This is a genomic window from Acinetobacter sp. 766875 (assembly GCF_000582055.1).
GTDB classification, from domain to species: domain Bacteria; phylum Pseudomonadota; class Gammaproteobacteria; order Pseudomonadales; family Moraxellaceae; genus Acinetobacter; species Acinetobacter nosocomialis.
This window is the reverse complement of the sequence record NZ_JEXX01000013.1, coordinates 1-15,121: the sequence shown is the minus strand read 5'-3', so window position 1 is coordinate 15,121 and position 15,121 is coordinate 1. Positions and strand designations below refer to the sequence as shown.

Below are 15,121 nucleotides of genomic sequence, written 5' to 3'. Positions count from 1 at the left end.
CCTAGACAAAAGGGGAATAATGTTTTTTTAGGACAAGAAATTAAAACGGAGCGACTACAACCACTACCCATATTTGTTCATATGTTGTTAAACGAATTTTCAGTATAGGCAAGATTTAACATAAATTCATCATTTTTATTTGATCATTATATGTATTCACCAAACCCATACAAAACATGAATCTTTCCTATAAAACTGCTTATAAAGTTGTCATATTTTTTGCTTAGTGTAGACAAGAAATATGAACGTGATAAGGTGAAAATAAAGCAATGAATAGCGTATTAACAATGGCAGTAAATGATTCACCAATAACATCTGTAAAAACAACACAACCTCTTATTGCATTATATTGTGGCTCACGAGCAGGAAATAACCCGATTTATCGCGAAAAGGCAATTGAGTTAGCCAGCGGAATTGCTGAACAAGGTTTTGGTTTGGTCTACGGCGGTGCCAGCATTGGTCTAATGGGACAAGTTGCAGAAAGCGTACTTGCGCATGGTGGAGAAGCTGTAGGTGTCATTCCTGAATTTATGCTTGATTATGAAGTGGCTCATGCAGGATTGACCGAACTGCATGTAGTCGCAACCATGCATGAACGTAAAGCCATGATGGCAGAGCGTGCGAGTGCTTTTATCGCACTACCTGGTGGTTTGGGAACATTCGAAGAAATTTTGGAAATTGCGACGTGGGGTCAACTCAATCAGCATCAAAAACCTATGATTTTATATAACGTAAATGGTTTTTATAATGCATTAATTGCTCAGTTAGACCATGCTGTACAAGAAGGCTTCCTCCCTCTTCAGCATCGAGCTAAATTAATTGTATGTGAAGAAATCGATCAAATTTATAACGTCATTAAAAATTTAAAAATGCCAAAAAGATTTGTTGTGTAAACTCTCCTATCTCAATAAAAAAGCGGTTCTTCCGCTTTTTTTGTTTTAACTATTTTCACGATTGCCTTCAAAAGCAATTAGATTTAGTAAAGGGGTACTCAACATTGCCTTACTCTTTTTACTTTCAATTTGTTTTACACTAAGCGAAAACGTTAATTTTCAAATGTTATGAATGCCACGCCGACTCATCAAGCTTTGCAACCTGAATATCGCCTATTGGTTCTTTTGGTTTCCATTGGCTTTTTTATGCAGGCATTAGATACAACAATTGTAAATACAGCTATTCCTGCAATGGCACATCATTTAAATGAAGATCCATTACGTATGCATAGCGTGGTGGTAGCTTATGTTTTATCTGTGGCGGCCTGTATTCCTTTAAGTGGATGGTTGGCAGACCGCTTTGGTGTTAGAAATACGTTTTTATCAGCAATTGTTATTTTTACGCTTGCATCTTTAGGTTGTGGTCTTTCTCAAAGCCTTAATGAACTTTTATTTTTCCGTGTCATTCAGGGTGTTGGGGGGGCATTATTACTCCCCGTTGGTCGTTTATCACTTTTAAAAATTATTCCCCGAACTCAGTTCCTAGCTGCCATGAGTCTTATGAGTCTGGCAGGTTTACTTGGTCCTTTGGCAGGTCCCACACTCGGAGGCTGGCTCGTTGAAGTTGCAACATGGCACTGGATTTTTCTTATTAATATTCCAATGGGTATACTCGGTATATTAATGACATTAAAAGTCATGCCAAATGTAAAAGAACCTACAGTAAAATCCTTTGATCTTATTGGTTTTGTGCTCTTAGTCGTTGCAATGATTGGCTGGTCTTTAGGTATTGAACATATTGCCTCGCCTGAATACTCCAAATGGTTCAGTATTTCACTGTTAGTGGTGGGAGTAATCGCAACGCTTTGGTATGCCTATCATTCACATACACATCAAAATGCATTATTCCGTAGCCGTCTCTTTAGAAATAAAATTTATGCGATTGGTATTTTAGGCAATTTCTTCGCCCGCTTTGGTGGTAATGCCCTACCTTTTGTTTTACCACTCATGCTACAGGTCGCTTTTGGTTTTGAGCCATTCATTGCGGGATTAATGATGATTCCGCTAGTGTTAGGCTCGCTTTTCTCCAAGCCGATTGTTAGACCGATCATTCAGAAACTGGGTTATCGTCGTTTTCTGTTAATTAACACAACTTTAGTGGGACTATGTATTGGGTCTTTTGCAATTATGACTGTCGACACCCCAACTTGGTTTAGAGCTTTACACTTCTTCTTATTTGGTACATTAAACTCATTACAATTTGTAGGAATGAATACACTCACCTTAAAAGATTTGCCTCAGCAAGATGCGAGTAGTGGGAATAGTTTCTTATCAATGATTATGATGCTTTCAATGAGTATTGGTGTTGCGCTAGCAGGTACACTCATCAATGTATTTACCAATTACTATGGTACAGCCCATGTAACAACAGCGTTCCATGTCACCCTTATTTGTTTAGGGTGTATTAATGTCATTACTGCGATTATCTTTTGGCAAATTCCAAAAAATACACCTGTGTAAGCAGTTGCATTTTTAGCATGGTTTATATTTCTTAAATCACGCTATGATGTGGGCTTCATATCAATACTGAGTTTTGCATGACCAAGCTGGCAAAAACCTTTTCTGCACCACGCTACAATACCCTAATTGGGATTGTTTTAGCTTGTGTTATGGGGGTTCTGACTTACTTCGGTCTGTTCTACCAACAAAAAGCAATCGCTCAAGATTACACTGTTCAAGGCTTTGATATTTCTCATCATCAAGAAGATATCAACTGGAAAAAAATATCCCCAAAAAAATTCCAATTTGTTTATTTAAAAGCAACTGAAGGCGGTGATTATAAAGACCCAAAATTTCAAGAAAACTGGCTAAAAGCACGCGAACATGGATTTCATGTCGGGGCTTATCATTTTTATCGTTTATGCCGTGATGGTAAAACACAAGCTGAAAATTTTATTGCCACTGTGCCCAACAAGACCGATGCCCTTCCCCCTGTTATTGATTTGGAATATGACGGCAACTGTATTAATGCGCACACCAAAGAACAACTACTTAAAGAAATAGGCATCATGCATGACCGCTTAAAACAGCATTATGGTAAACAGCCTATCTTTTATATTTCCAAAACTTTTTACCACATTGTATTAATAGGTAGTTTCCCTAATACACCTCTGTGGGTCAGAGATTACGAAGGAAAACCTGAGCTTAAAGACAAAAGAAAATGGCTCTTTTGGCAACATAGTAATCAAGGTAAAATTGAAGGTATGACCAAGCCAGTAGACTTAAATGTTTATGAGGGTTCAGTCAAAGAATGGCACCAATTTTTACAGCAGCAAGGCATCGTGAAAGCACAATAATATGCGCAAAATCATTCATATCGATATGGATGCCTTTTATGCATCAGTCGAATTGCGAGAACGTCCTGATCTAAAGCATCTGCCCGTCGTTATATCTTCACATCATCCACGCGCTGTTATTGCGGCAGCTTCTTACCCTGCCCGTGAGTTTGGCTTACGCTCTGCTATGTCTATGAGCCAAGCCAGAAAACTATGTCCTCAAGTTGTTATTATTGAACCTAATTTTGAAAAATATCGTGCTATCTCGGCTCAAATTCATAGCATTTTTCAACAATACACTACTCTTATTGAACCTTTATCTTTAGATGAAGCATACCTTGATGTCACTGAAAATTTAAAACAAATCGCGAGTGCGACCGAAGTGGCCATGCATATTCGGGAAGATATTTTCAGGCTAACAGGACTAACAGCTTCGGCTGGTGTAGCACCCAATAAATTCTTGGCAAAAGTTGCGTCCGACTGGAATAAACCGAATGGCCTGTTTGTGATAAAGCCCTCTCAGGTGGCCAATTTCATTCAAGACTTGCCCTTAAAAAAAATTCCGGGGGTCGGTAAAGTTACCCAAGAAAAACTCCAACAGCTTGAGTTACATACGCTGGGTGACTTACAAAAAATTGAAGAAGCTGTTTTAGTTCACCACTTTGGTAAATATGGGCAACAGCTTTATTTATACGCTCAAGGCATCGATAACCGGCCCGTTCAAGCTGAACGTGCTCGTCAGCAAATTTCAAAAGAAACCACATTTGATAGTGACTTTACTTTAGCCCAGTGCCAACCCTACTGGCATGGCCTAGCCGAAAAAGTCTGGCAAAGCTTAGAGAAAAAGCAACTTAATGCTCGTGGTGTAAATATTAAGCTCAAACTCAAAAATTTCCAGACACTCCAACACAGTAAAAGTTTTAAGAACCCAATTCATTCTCAACAAGACCTCATTCAAGTTTTATTCTTACTTTTAAATGAGATGCATATTCCCGAAAACTTCCAATTTCGGCTGATTGGTATTGGAGTTTATCAATTACAGACCAAAGCTGACGACTTTCAGTTGTCATTATGGTAAGTGTTGTTTTTTTATACAAAAGAACAACTTTTAAACAAAATCTATTCCCTTTTGCTCAAAGTTTGAAGTAATCTAATCAGCGCATATTCATTACCCATGTATTTGCAACATGTCAAAAACAACCTTTATTTTTGGCATATCGTCCTGTGATTGGCGCGACGACCAAATCCGAATATTACAGGGCACTTAAAGTACATGGAGCTTGCCCATCCTTATAAATCACAACAATAATCTACCCAAATTCTTTTGCACTTGCTTGCACCTGCCTACTAACTCTTCATAAAATCGAACTATTCCATAAAGAAACTTTAGAGCATTTTTATGACGGTAAAACGCTTACACGTGACTTCAAGATATTGTGAAGTGGCGATTTCGGGTAATTTGGTTCATTTAGCAGGACAGCTCGCTGATGATACCAGCGTGGACATTACAGCGCAGACCCAACAAACTTTAGACAATATTGATCGCTTACTTGCTGAAGCTGGTACGGACAAGAGTCATATTCTTTCTGTCATGATTTTTCTAAAAGATATTGAAACGGATTATGCGGCTATGAATGCTGTATGGGATACATGGATTAGCAAAGAGCATCCGCCTGCTCGTACTTGTGTGGAGTCTAAACTTTATGCACCTGATGTACTGGTAGAAATGACTGTCGTTGCAGTACTTCCTTAATTCTCTTTGATTTTAATTAATAAAAAAACTGAGCAATATTGATTAAGATAGTGCTCAGTTTTTTATGTTTTTAGAAATTTTAATTTCAGCATTTTATTCAAATCTTCTTTAATGAGCCCTAAAATTAAATTGCTATAACATCTAGTTATAACTTTTAAGACTTCACGAAAGCATTTGAAATTCTCTCTAACTGAGGTGTGGCAGGTAAAGTTGCCATCTCAGATTCAGGAGTTAATAAATCTCTTCTTAAGTCATGATAATCAGGCACACTGCTATAACGAAGTACACGATACCCTGCAAGTTGTAATAAACGGCGCTCATATTGCTGATGTGCTCGACGTAGCCCATTTTCCTCAAGCATAACCACCACAAAAACCTGATAATTTTGATCAAGTACAACAAAGTCAGCCGTCATATTCTGATATTTGCGGCGAGTATGAGCATATTTAGTCGTTAATAAGGCATCAAATGAAACATGAGCTAATACAGTAAATTTAGGCAATACTGTTTGTAAGCGGGTTAGTGTCATTTGTTCATGACTACTTAACACGGCGCGACGCTTTAAAGCACTGTCTTGTTGGTGCTTTCTTGAGAGACTTTTCACTGCCATCACGACAGTCAAAAAGAGTAATAAGATCGTAATTAAATAGTACATGGGTCCAATCCTTTAAGTTTTTTATAATGATTTTGCTAGATCACGCTTTGTTTTAATTGATAACGACATAGCCGTTTTTTAAAAGGTTCACTTAGTAATTTCACTTGTAGTTATCAAGCTTGGCTTAAATTTAGCCACCCTCACATTATTTATAATCATAGAGTCAGCAACAATCAAGTGCAGTTCGTCAGATTTTCAGAATTTATCATTTTTCATTACAATTTTTAGGTCAAAAATTCTCAAAAATCTCACTATACGATTTAAATCCCCTCTTCAAAAATAAAAAAGGCTCTGTTTAAGAGCCTTTTTTATCATTATCCACGAGCTTTGGATTTTGGTTTACTTTTGCCACCAAATGGTCTCTTCTCACCTGTTTCACGAGGAGGTAAACCCGTATGTTGGGTAAGTACCTGACCTTTTTGTGGACGCTTGTGATTTGAATGATTATTCGTTTGCTGGTTATTTCGTTTAACTGAGTCACCTGCTGTAGACGAATTTTTCTTACGGGCAGATTTATATTCCCCTTCAGTACCTTTTGGCTGATAAGTCGGAATTAAATGCTGCTTTGAATTACCAATTAAATCGGCACGGCCCATTTCTTTTAAGGCTTCACGAAGTAATGGCCAGTTATTTGGGTCATGGTAACGTAAGAATGCTTTATGCAAACGACGGCGTTTTTCACCTTTTACAATATCAACTTTTTCAGTATAGCGAGCGACTTTAGCAAGCGGGTTTTTACCCGAATAATACATCGTTGTTGCAGTTGCCATTGGTGAAGGATAGAAAGTCTGTACTTGATCGGCACGGAAACCATTCTTTTTCAACCAAATAGCAAGGTGCATCATGTCATAATCTGAAGTACCCGGATGCGCGGCAATAAAGTAAGGAATTAGATATTGCTCTTTTCCTGCTTCTTTACTGAAACGATCAAACATTTGTTTAAAACGATCATACGTACCAATACCCGGTTTCATCATCTTAGATAACGGGCCTTGCTCAGTATGTTCAGGAGCAATTTTTAAATAACCACCAACGTGATGTTGTACCAACTCTTTGACATATTCAGGGTTCAATACTGCAAGGTCATAACGTAAACCTGAACCAATCAGAATCTTCTTCACACCTTTAATTGCGCGCGCTTTACGGTAAAGCTGCACTAATGGCGCATGATCGGTATGCAAGTTTTGACAAACGCCCGGATAAACACAAGAAGGTTTACGACAGTTCTTCTCAATTTCTGGGTCTTTACAGTGCAAACGGTACATATTTGCCGTTGGGCCACCTAAGTCTGAAATAATGCCGGTGAAATTTGGTGCCGTATCACGGATTTTTTCAATCTCACGTAAGATTGAATCTTCCGAACGGTTTTGAATAATACGACCTTCATGTTCTGTAATTGAACAGAACGTACAACCACCAAAACAGCCACGCATAATGTTGACCGAGAATTTGATCATATCAAATGCAGGAAAACGAGCATCACCATAAGTAGGATGTGGCAACCGTGCATAAGGTAAATCAAACACATAATCCATTTCCTCAGTCGTTAGAGGAATTGGAGGTGGGTTAATCCATACATCACGTTCACCATGGCGTTGCACCAATGCACGAGCATTACCGGGATTAGTTTCAAGGTGCAAAATACGGTTTGCATGCGCGTAAAGCACTTGATCATTTGCCACTTCTTCAAAAGAAGGTAAGCGAATGACCGCCAACTCTCGTGGTGGTAATTTGTGTTTAATTGCTTTTGATTGCGCAGGCTTTAGTTGAACAATTTGAGTGTCGTCATCTAGTTTATCGCCTTCACGTACAATCGGATTTGCAACAATCTCTTTTTGGAAATTTTGATATTGAGCTAAAGAGTTACCTTTTTCTTTCTCAACCTCACAGCCATCAATATCTTCAGTCATGACATAAGGGTTAATAATTGGATCAACACGCCCAATCGTATCTACATCATTACTGGCAATTTCAACAAATTTTGCTTTAGATGCTCTGTTATTTTTATTAATAATAAATGCTGTCCCACGAACATCTGTAATCTCGTGAATTTTTTCACCTTTAGCCAAACGGTGCATCACATCAATAACGGCACGTTCACCATTACCATACATAAGCATATCGGCTTTTGAATCCATCAAAATTGAACGACGGACTTTGTCTGACCAATAATCATAGTGCGCGATACGACGTAAACTGCCCTCAATCCCACCTAATAATACTGGTACATCTGGGAAAGCTTCACGACAACGTTGGCAATATACTGTTGCAGCACGGTCAGGACGTTTGTTCGGTTCATTATTTGGGGAATAAGCATCATCCGAACGGATTTTACGATCTGCCGTATAACGGTTAATCATCGAATCCATATTACCTGCGGTTACACCCCAAGCAATCGTTGGCTTACCTAAAACGCGGAAGCTTTCAACGTTGGTCCAGTCGGGCTGCGCAATAATTCCGACACGGAAACCTTGTGCTTCAAGTACACGCCCAATCACACCCGATACAAATGATGGGTGGTCAATATAAGCATCACCACAGACTAAAATAAAGTCACACGCATCCCAGCCGAGTTGGTCCATTTCTTCTCGTGACATCGGCAAAAATGGCGCTGGTTCAAAACACGACGCCCAATATTTGTCGTAATCAAACAACGCTTTTGGCGCAGTTTGCATGGTATAAGCGGTAGACATGGCTTGCGAATCTCGGCTAGCAGATGAAGGAGAGACATCTAAAGATGAAAGCCGATCATTTTAACATGAATTTCATTCATTTTCCTTGTTTATAAAACATACGAAAACAATAATATAGAAATTAATTTGATTAAAGTTTATCCAATATTTTATTCTCGGAATAAATACGGCGGAATAAAATCCGCCGTAGTCTTAACACAATTTATTTATAGGCATTAGAACAAAGCTTTTGGCAAACGAATTTGAATAATCTCATTATCATCAGCCAGTTTTGTGTTACGCCCAGTCGACCCTGGGAAGTTATTGTCATTTAGTACTGTAAGCGTTGTGCCATTTTCAATAATCACATCTTCAATGGTTTCAAACGGGAAAGCAAAAACTTGTCCCGTACCAATATCCCCTGCTCTTGCTGTGCCATACAACATATTCGGGTTAGCAATTTTAATTAAATCGACTAAATCTTCACGGCTTACTAGCTGGCCTGACTCATTCAATTTAATACGAATTAATTTTTTATATCCGCCTAAATTATTCTGAGTTGCATCACGCTCAATAATAATGCCTTCTTTATCATTAAAGAGTTGGAAATCTCCAATGTTGGTTGCCTTACTATCTAGCTGGAACCAATAATATTTTCCTGTATAGGCTTTTTTCTTAATATCGAATTGAGAAATCAGTAATTGTCTTTCCGTTTCCCGAATTGATTTAATTGGCTTTTCTATAAGCGGGTAAAGATACTGTCCATCTGGTGAAATTGCCATTCCTTCAAAACCACCACTTTGCTGAACCAAAGGCTCTACAAAATTAATTTGTGCTTTATTAAACTGATTTTGTGGTGAACGTAATTCTTGAGTCGGATTTAATGGATTTGGTAAAGGAATTGGGGCATCTAATAACACACCATCCGCTGAAAAATGAAGTAAATAAGGGCCAAACTCATCCCCAATCCAGTAAGTACCATCGCTAGTCCGTTGCATTGACTCTGGGTCAAAATCAGCACCCGTTAATAAACGCTCAGGCGTGTTACCATTCACGATATTAAAAGGAATTAACTTGTTTGGATCACGCAATTGAATAAAGCTTTGTACAGTAACTTGCCCTGTACCTTTGGCTTTAGTTTTAAAATCAGGTTTTAATTTATAAATACGAAGCAAAAAGTCAGAAGAATTATCTTGGGTACCAAAACCATTATCGGCCATTGCCATATAGCTACCATCTTCATTTTTTAATGCAGCCGAAAAACCTTGTACAGGCTGGCCTTTAAATGGCGGATAAATTCCATTTGCACCTTTTACATATGCACCAGAGTCTGGGCCAGCAGCATAGGTTTCTACAGGCAATTTGGCAAAAGAAATTAAAGTTGGTTCGGTAACGTTTTCTGCAGGTGAAGTTTGTTCTTGATCGTTATCATCATTACATGCCGTCAATCCTAAACTGGCACAGCATAATAATGCGACTAAAGTTTTTTTGCTCATGATTTTATACATTTGGTAAAAAATTAAGCAAATTTAATCAAGCTTATATGAAGTTTTTGCTTCAAAAAGATGAAATCTTTATGGCGAATATATGACAAGCCCACTGCTCAATACAAACATAAATTAAATGTCTTCACTATAACGAATTAAAGTTTTGTTGGCTGATATTCTCCAGCAATTGCTGCTTTCAAAAAGTTCTGAAAGGTTGGGCATTCCATATGATTTTCGGCTGGACAGACAGCTGCATGTTGTAATCCTTGACTAATAAAATGTAATCGCTTTGCCATTTGCTCTAGTTGTTCAGCTTTATTTTTTAGTTTCTGACGATCAAGATCAGGCTTACCATCTTGTCCAAACATAGTAGCGATCTCATTTAAAGAAAATCCCGCAGCACGTCCTAAAGCAATAAGTGCCAGTTGATCAAGTACCTGCTTACCATACTGCCGACGTAAACCTTGCCGCCCAATTGACTTAATTAACCCCTTCTCTTCATAAAAACGTAGCGTAGCTGTTGTGACTTTTGCCTTCTTAGAAACTTCACCAATATCCATAACATCCTCTTGACTTCAAGTGAACTTGAACTTGCACAATAAATTTATCACGTTTCATACGTATAAAAGCAAGGTGTAAAAATGAATACCTCTACATTGTTCTTTCAAGCTTTATGTCTTGGTATTGGTGCAACAGTTATTATGGATATATGGCTGTTAATACTAAAAATATTTAAGATCCCGACCTTAAATTTTTCCTTTCTCGGACGCTGGGTAGGTTGGATAGTTCAAGGAAAACTCATCCATCAATCTATCGCTCAAAGCCCTCAAATTAAGGGTGAATATTTATTGGGCTGGATTGCTCATTATAGTGTCGGGATTATTTTTGCATTGAGCTTTCTTCTCATTATCGGCTCAGATTGGCTCATTCATCCTCAGTTTTACTCAGCACTAATCTTTGGTGTAGTCACTGTTCTAATTCCCTTTTTTATTATGCAACCGGCCATGGGTAGTGGTTTTGCTTCATCAAAAACCCCGCACCCTTTTCTGAACTGCTTAAAAAGCTTACTGAACCATAGTGTCTTTGGCTGTGGTTTATATCTCACTGCAAAAATATTTCAAATTTAGATAAAGAGGAAAATAATCATGAAAACTGTTGCCATTATTTACTATAGTCGCCAAGGACATACCCAATTTATTGCTCAGCAAATTCAAACTGGTATTTTAAGCCATCAAGATATTGAAGTAGATTTACTTAATGCTGAAGATCTTATCGAGAGCCCAGAAATTCTTAATCAATATGATGGCTTAATTTGGGGATCTCCTACTTATTTAGGTGGCGTATCTTCCAAATTAAAACAACTCATGGATGCAACAGGGCCATTATGGAAAAAGCAGAATTTTAAAGGAAAATTAGCAGCTGGATTTACCGTTTCCTCTCTTCCCGCTGGTGATAAACAATCGACACTAATTTCGATTTTTACCTTTTGTATGCAACACGGCATGCTCTGGGTCGGCAACCCGATTCTGCCCGAGCAACACCACGGTATTCCTTATATTCAAGCAGCCAATCGTCTTGGTTCATGGTCAGGCTTAATGGCTCAGGCTGAACATGGCAGTAATGCCGATAGGTTTGATGAAGGAGATATTAAAACTGCTCAACAGTTTGGAGAAAATTTTGCATTGACCTTAAGTGCTTATCAAGGAATATAAAACCATGAAAGCACAGAAACTTTTATTCCTCTTAATTTTATCGGGAATGATGTCTTTTATCGTTTCAGGTATTTCAACTTTTAAAGTAGTAGGACTAAATCATTACTTCGTTTCATTGTGGATATCAGCTTGGATTATTGCATGGATACTGGCTTTTCCGAGTGTATTGATTTGTGCTCCTGTAGCCCAGAAACTCGTTGACCTTGTATTTAAGAATGTTAAAAAAGTACGTCTGTAAGTTAAAACTTACAAAACTTGCGGTGATTTGCGGATATTCAGCTTTAGTATTATTTCATAATATATGAATCATAGAGAGACAGGATGTCTCATTGAAGAAGAATAAGAACGCAGGAAGCGGTAGTTGACAGGAGTTAGCTACATAAAGCTGAATACGAAGGAACCTCGACAGGATGTCGGGGTTTTTTCATTTCAATTATACAAAATTCTTACTTTTTAGATGTGCTGAGCAACAGAACTAATATTGATCCTATAAGTACGGCTAAATACCATCACTTTATTTAAAACTTCATTATTGGTTTTGTATTTTGCTTACCCCATCTTTAACCCAAAATCGTTTTGAACCATCACAATTACACATCCTTGGTCTGAAATTTTTCATAATTTTCTTGATGATCATAATGACAGGATGTACAAGCTTAGGCCCTAATAGTGGCTCATTTACTTGGCGTTCAAATAAGCTATCATCTGGTTTACAAAAAGCTTATTCCGTTCCACCGAGTACAGCGAATAGATTATCTCCTATGATTATTCAAAGTGCTGACAAATATAATGTTCCTCCACTTTTACTCGCGGCAGTTATCAGACAAGAGTCGAACTATAATAGTAATGCCCGCTCTCCGACTGGGGCTGTTGGTTTAACTCAAATTATTCCAAGCTATTGGCAACAAACTTGTGCTGGTAATTTATATGATGAATCTACAAATATCCAATGTGGTGCTTATATTTTAAATCATTACTATCAAACAGCAGATAGCTGGTTCAAAGCCACGGCCTATTATAATGTTGGGCCAACAGGATATGAGCGAAGCTTCTGGACCCGCCACAAAGCGAAAAAATATGCTCGATCTATTAAGCACCATCAAAAAAACTTAAAAAGTGCCTTATAAATAAGCTTAAATAAAAGCCCATCAATGGATGGGCTTTTTTATGCGATTAATTTTATTCGTCAAATAAACCTTCAAATAAGACAGAAGACAAATAACGCTCCCCACTGTCTGGCAGAATAACAACAATGGTTTTACCAGCATTTTCAGGACGTTCTGCAATTTTTGCAGCAGCAGCCAGGGCAGCGCCACTTGAAATACCCACTAAAATACCTTCTTGGGTTGCACAGTTTCTCGCCCATTGAATTGCTTCTTCGCTACTCACTGGTAAGACTTCATCCACAAGGTCCAAATCAAGATTCTTTGGAATAAAGTTCGCACCAATTCCCTGAATTTTATGTGGTGCAGGTGTAATGTTTTCACCATTTTTGGTTTGAGTAATAATTGGAGACTCAGCAGGTTCAACTGCTACTGAATACAAAGGTTTATTTTGAACCTGTTCAAAGTAACGAGAAATACCTGTAATCGTACCGCCTGTACCGACGCCCGCAACTAAAATATCGACTTGCCCACCTGTAGCTTGCCAAATTTCAGGACCAGTTGTGTCTACATGAATTTGTGGATTCGCTGGGTTTTCAAATTGTTGTGGCAAGAAATAAAGATCTGGCTGTTCAGTTGCTAATCGTACAGCCTCATCAACTGCACCTTTCATACCTTTTGCGGGTTCAGTTAAAACCAAATTAGCACCTAAAGCTTTCAGTACTTTTCTACGCTCAAGGCTCATACTTGCAGGCATAGTTAAAGTTATTGGATATCCTTTTGCCGCAGCAACAAACGCCAATGCAATACCAGTATTACCACTGGTTGGCTCAACAATATGCATACCTTCTTTTAATACACCACGTTTCTCTGCATCTGCAATAAGTGCCGCGCCAATACGGCATTTCACAGAAAATGCAGGGTTACGGCTTTCCACTTTTGCTAATACGGTTGCGCCCGGTTTAATCAAACGGTTAATACGTACTAAAGGTGTATTACCAATAGCTTCGGCATTATTGGAATATACCGCGATACCTAAATTGTTGGGAGTTGGAAATTGCTGGTCGGTAGACATGTTATATCCTTATTAGATTTGGAATGATTCTGAATCATTATAGGCTTGTCTAATAAACAGGAAAGTAGAAAAAGTTAAGTAATATAAAAAAATGACAACTACATCTAAATTAGACTTAGAAAAAAATAATAAAATTATTAGACCATTCTAACTACCAAACCTCACCCTCTCGCCATTCTGCGCAAATACTATCGCCCTGTGAGCGATGCAATAGTAGATCTTTCATAGAGATACTCAAAGAATATAGCATAATTTCATAGTCATCAGTCAGATAAGTAGATGTATCTTGTTTGATGTACAAATCTCCCCACCAAGTAGTCCAACCTAATTTTTTATAAAACGCTTCATCTTCTGGTTGTAATGCAGCAAGTTCATATTCCAAATCAGTTAATGCTTCAACTAAATATTTTAGTAATTGTGATGCAAGCCCCTTACCTCTCATCGTGTAATTAGTAGTCACATACTCTACATAAGCAGTTTTTACATTGGAGCTACCATTTATAGTAAAAACTCTATCCGTCCATAAGGCATGTGAAACAATTTGATCATCTAATATACCCACGACATGAAATGCTTTTTGCATGAAAGTATATTGGCTCCAAGGATCTTCATCAAAAGCAGCAAAACACAATTCAGCAATTTGATTGCATTGATTTTTATCTAGATCTTGGGCTGCGATAATTTTGAACTGCATAGATAAAAACTCAAATTTAATTATTTATAGATTAAGCAAAGATTGGAATATTATGAAATGTTTTTTATTACATTGAACTAAGACCCTATATCTCTGAAGCACGGCAACCGTGCAAATCTGATTTTTTGATTATGTGTTTTCACTTTATTCCGCGCAATAAAAAACACCCCCAATTTTAGTTGGGGGTGTTTAGAATAATGAGCTGGCGATGACTTACTCTCACATGGGTAACCCCACACTACCATCAGCGCTAAGAGGTTTCACTTCTGAGTTCGGGAAGGGATCAGGTGGTTCACTCTTGCTATGGTCGCCAGCACAACTGTTTATGGATACTTGCTTTGGTCTTATTGACTGCCGAAGCGTTTTCCAAATCTTTACAGACTGGGCTGATTGAATCTGACTGTGTTCATTTTATCTAGTGTTATAACTAAATCAAGTTTGTTTGTAGATTTATGAATCGATTGATGCTTTATATACAACTGCTTGGGTGTTGTATAGTCAAGCCTCACGAGCAATTAGTATTGGTCAGCTTCACATATCACTATGCTTCCACATCCAACCTATCAACGTCCTAGTCTCGAACGGCTCTTTAGAGGAATAAATTCCTAGGGAAATCTTATCTTGAGGTAGGCTTCCCGCTTAGATGCTTTCAGCGGTTATCCCTTCCGAACATAGCTACCCGGCGATGCGACTGGCGTCACA

At 38.1% G+C, this 15,121-nt stretch carries 15 protein-coding genes and 2 rRNA genes; 9 read left to right on the top strand and 8 right to left on the bottom strand.

What is annotated here, in order from left to right; genetic code table 11:
* Nucleotides 1–269: 269 nt before the first annotated feature.
* The 5 genes from J576_RS11975 to J576_RS11955 all read left to right on the top strand — a co-directional run bounded on the left by J576_RS11975 (nucleotide 270) and on the right by J576_RS11955 (nucleotide 5,021).
* Entirely contained in the window at nucleotides 270–893 is a 624-nt protein-coding gene (locus tag J576_RS11975) for an LOG family protein (RefSeq protein WP_002048930.1), read from the top strand.
* A gap of 168 nt (nucleotides 894–1,061) precedes the next feature.
* Entirely contained in the window at nucleotides 1,062–2,453 is a 1,392-nt protein-coding gene (mdtD, locus tag J576_RS11970) for a multidrug transporter subunit MdtD (RefSeq protein ID WP_002048895.1), read from the top strand.
* Between the two features lie 77 nt (nucleotides 2,454–2,530).
* The gene (locus tag J576_RS11965) at nucleotides 2,531–3,289 is read left to right on the top strand and encodes a glycoside hydrolase family 25 protein (protein WP_002048934.1); all 759 of its coding nucleotides are present in this window, start codon (nucleotides 2,531–2,533) and stop codon (nucleotides 3,287–3,289) included.
* 1 nt (nucleotide 3,290) lies between these two features.
* Complete coding sequence (dinB, locus tag J576_RS11960) at nucleotides 3,291–4,346, top strand: DNA polymerase IV (protein WP_002048935.1); 1,056 nt, start codon at nucleotides 3,291–3,293, stop codon at nucleotides 4,344–4,346.
* Between the two features lie 321 nt (nucleotides 4,347–4,667).
* Nucleotides 4,668–5,021, top strand: a complete 354-nt coding sequence (locus tag J576_RS11955; RefSeq protein WP_002048958.1) for a RidA family protein — start codon at nucleotides 4,668–4,670, stop codon at nucleotides 5,019–5,021.
* A 154-nt stretch (nucleotides 5,022–5,175) separates the two neighbouring features.
* On the opposite strand, the gene J576_RS11950 is transcribed toward J576_RS11955, so the two are convergent.
* The 4 genes from J576_RS11950 to J576_RS11935 all read right to left on the bottom strand — a co-directional run bounded on the left by J576_RS11950 (nucleotide 5,176) and on the right by J576_RS11935 (nucleotide 10,395).
* Entirely contained in the window at nucleotides 5,176–5,676 is a 501-nt protein-coding gene (locus tag J576_RS11950; protein WP_002048972.1) for a DUF2726 domain-containing protein, read from the bottom strand.
* 314 nt (nucleotides 5,677–5,990) lie between these two features.
* Nucleotides 5,991–8,369: a YgiQ family radical SAM protein gene (locus tag J576_RS11945; protein WP_002048940.1), complete on the bottom strand. Its 2,379-nt coding sequence runs from the start codon at nucleotides 8,367–8,369 to the stop codon at nucleotides 5,991–5,993.
* A gap of 215 nt (nucleotides 8,370–8,584) precedes the next feature.
* Nucleotides 8,585–9,844 carry an esterase-like activity of phytase family protein gene (locus tag J576_RS11940; RefSeq protein WP_025467719.1) on the bottom strand — a complete coding sequence of 420 codons (1,260 nt, stop codon included), beginning with the start codon at nucleotides 9,842–9,844 and terminating at the stop codon, nucleotides 8,585–8,587.
* A 146-nt stretch (nucleotides 9,845–9,990) separates the two neighbouring features.
* The gene (locus tag J576_RS11935) at nucleotides 9,991–10,395 is read right to left on the bottom strand and encodes a helix-turn-helix domain-containing protein (protein ID WP_002048943.1); all 405 of its coding nucleotides are present in this window, start codon (nucleotides 10,393–10,395) and stop codon (nucleotides 9,991–9,993) included.
* An 81-nt stretch (nucleotides 10,396–10,476) separates the two neighbouring features.
* Between J576_RS11935 and J576_RS11930 the strand changes: the two genes are divergently transcribed.
* From J576_RS11930 to J576_RS11915, 4 genes are all read left to right on the top strand, one after another.
* Nucleotides 10,477–10,962, top strand: coding sequence for a DUF2938 domain-containing protein (locus J576_RS11930; protein ID WP_002048933.1), 486 nt, complete (start codon nucleotides 10,477–10,479; stop codon nucleotides 10,960–10,962).
* Between the two features lie 18 nt (nucleotides 10,963–10,980).
* On the top strand, nucleotides 10,981–11,547 hold the full coding sequence (locus J576_RS11925) for a flavodoxin family protein (RefSeq protein WP_002048904.1): 567 nt from the start codon (nucleotides 10,981–10,983) through the stop codon (nucleotides 11,545–11,547).
* 4 nt (nucleotides 11,548–11,551) lie between these two features.
* On the top strand, nucleotides 11,552–11,785 hold the full coding sequence (locus J576_RS11920; protein ID WP_002048955.1) for a DUF2798 domain-containing protein: 234 nt from the start codon (nucleotides 11,552–11,554) through the stop codon (nucleotides 11,783–11,785).
* 307 nt (nucleotides 11,786–12,092) lie between these two features.
* Nucleotides 12,093–12,674, top strand: coding sequence for a lytic transglycosylase domain-containing protein (locus J576_RS11915; RefSeq protein WP_025465618.1), 582 nt, complete (start codon nucleotides 12,093–12,095; stop codon nucleotides 12,672–12,674).
* 52 nt (nucleotides 12,675–12,726) lie between these two features.
* Here J576_RS11915 and cysK read toward each other — a convergent pair whose 3' ends face one another.
* The 4 genes from cysK to J576_RS11895 form a co-directional block, all read right to left on the bottom strand.
* Nucleotides 12,727–13,725, bottom strand: a complete 999-nt coding sequence (cysK, locus tag J576_RS11910) for a cysteine synthase A (RefSeq protein WP_002048937.1) — start codon at nucleotides 13,723–13,725, stop codon at nucleotides 12,727–12,729.
* A 151-nt stretch (nucleotides 13,726–13,876) separates the two neighbouring features.
* Entirely contained in the window at nucleotides 13,877–14,419 is a 543-nt protein-coding gene (locus tag J576_RS11905; RefSeq protein WP_002048924.1) for a GNAT family N-acetyltransferase, read from the bottom strand.
* A gap of 200 nt (nucleotides 14,420–14,619) precedes the next feature.
* Nucleotides 14,620–14,734: ribosomal RNA gene (rrf, locus tag J576_RS11900) — 5S ribosomal RNA — on the bottom strand.
* A 179-nt stretch (nucleotides 14,735–14,913) separates the two neighbouring features.
* Nucleotides 14,914–15,121: ribosomal RNA gene (locus J576_RS11895) — 23S ribosomal RNA — on the bottom strand; the annotation flags it as partial.

What these genes read in the sequence shown, in the direction of transcription:
- J576_RS11975 (WP_002048930.1), top strand. Translation starts at nt 270, where the DNA reads ATGAATAGCGTATTAACAATGGCAGTAAATGATTCACCAATAACATCT.
- mdtD (WP_002048895.1), top strand. Translation starts at nt 1,062, where the DNA reads ATGAATGCCACGCCGACTCATCAAGCTTTGCAACCTGAATATCGCCTA.
- J576_RS11965 (WP_002048934.1), top strand. Translation starts at nt 2,531, where the DNA reads ATGACCAAGCTGGCAAAAACCTTTTCTGCACCACGCTACAATACCCTA.
- dinB (WP_002048935.1), top strand. Translation starts at nt 3,291, where the DNA reads ATGCGCAAAATCATTCATATCGATATGGATGCCTTTTATGCATCAGTC.
- J576_RS11955 (WP_002048958.1), top strand. Translation starts at nt 4,668, where the DNA reads ATGACGGTAAAACGCTTACACGTGACTTCAAGATATTGTGAAGTGGCG.
- J576_RS11950 (WP_002048972.1), bottom strand. Translation starts at nt 5,676, where the DNA reads ATGTACTATTTAATTACGATCTTATTACTCTTTTTGACTGTCGTGATG.
- J576_RS11945 (WP_002048940.1), bottom strand. Translation starts at nt 8,369, where the DNA reads ATGTCTACCGCTTATACCATGCAAACTGCGCCAAAAGCGTTGTTTGAT.
- J576_RS11940 (WP_025467719.1), bottom strand. Translation starts at nt 9,844, where the DNA reads ATGAGCAAAAAAACTTTAGTCGCATTATTATGCTGTGCCAGTTTAGGA.
- J576_RS11935 (WP_002048943.1), bottom strand. Translation starts at nt 10,395, where the DNA reads ATGGATATTGGTGAAGTTTCTAAGAAGGCAAAAGTCACAACAGCTACG.
- J576_RS11930 (WP_002048933.1), top strand. Translation starts at nt 10,477, where the DNA reads ATGAATACCTCTACATTGTTCTTTCAAGCTTTATGTCTTGGTATTGGT.
- J576_RS11925 (WP_002048904.1), top strand. Translation starts at nt 10,981, where the DNA reads ATGAAAACTGTTGCCATTATTTACTATAGTCGCCAAGGACATACCCAA.
- J576_RS11920 (WP_002048955.1), top strand. Translation starts at nt 11,552, where the DNA reads ATGAAAGCACAGAAACTTTTATTCCTCTTAATTTTATCGGGAATGATG.
- cysK (WP_002048937.1), bottom strand. Translation starts at nt 13,725, where the DNA reads ATGTCTACCGACCAGCAATTTCCAACTCCCAACAATTTAGGTATCGCG.
- J576_RS11905 (WP_002048924.1), bottom strand. Translation starts at nt 14,419, where the DNA reads ATGCAGTTCAAAATTATCGCAGCCCAAGATCTAGATAAAAATCAATGC.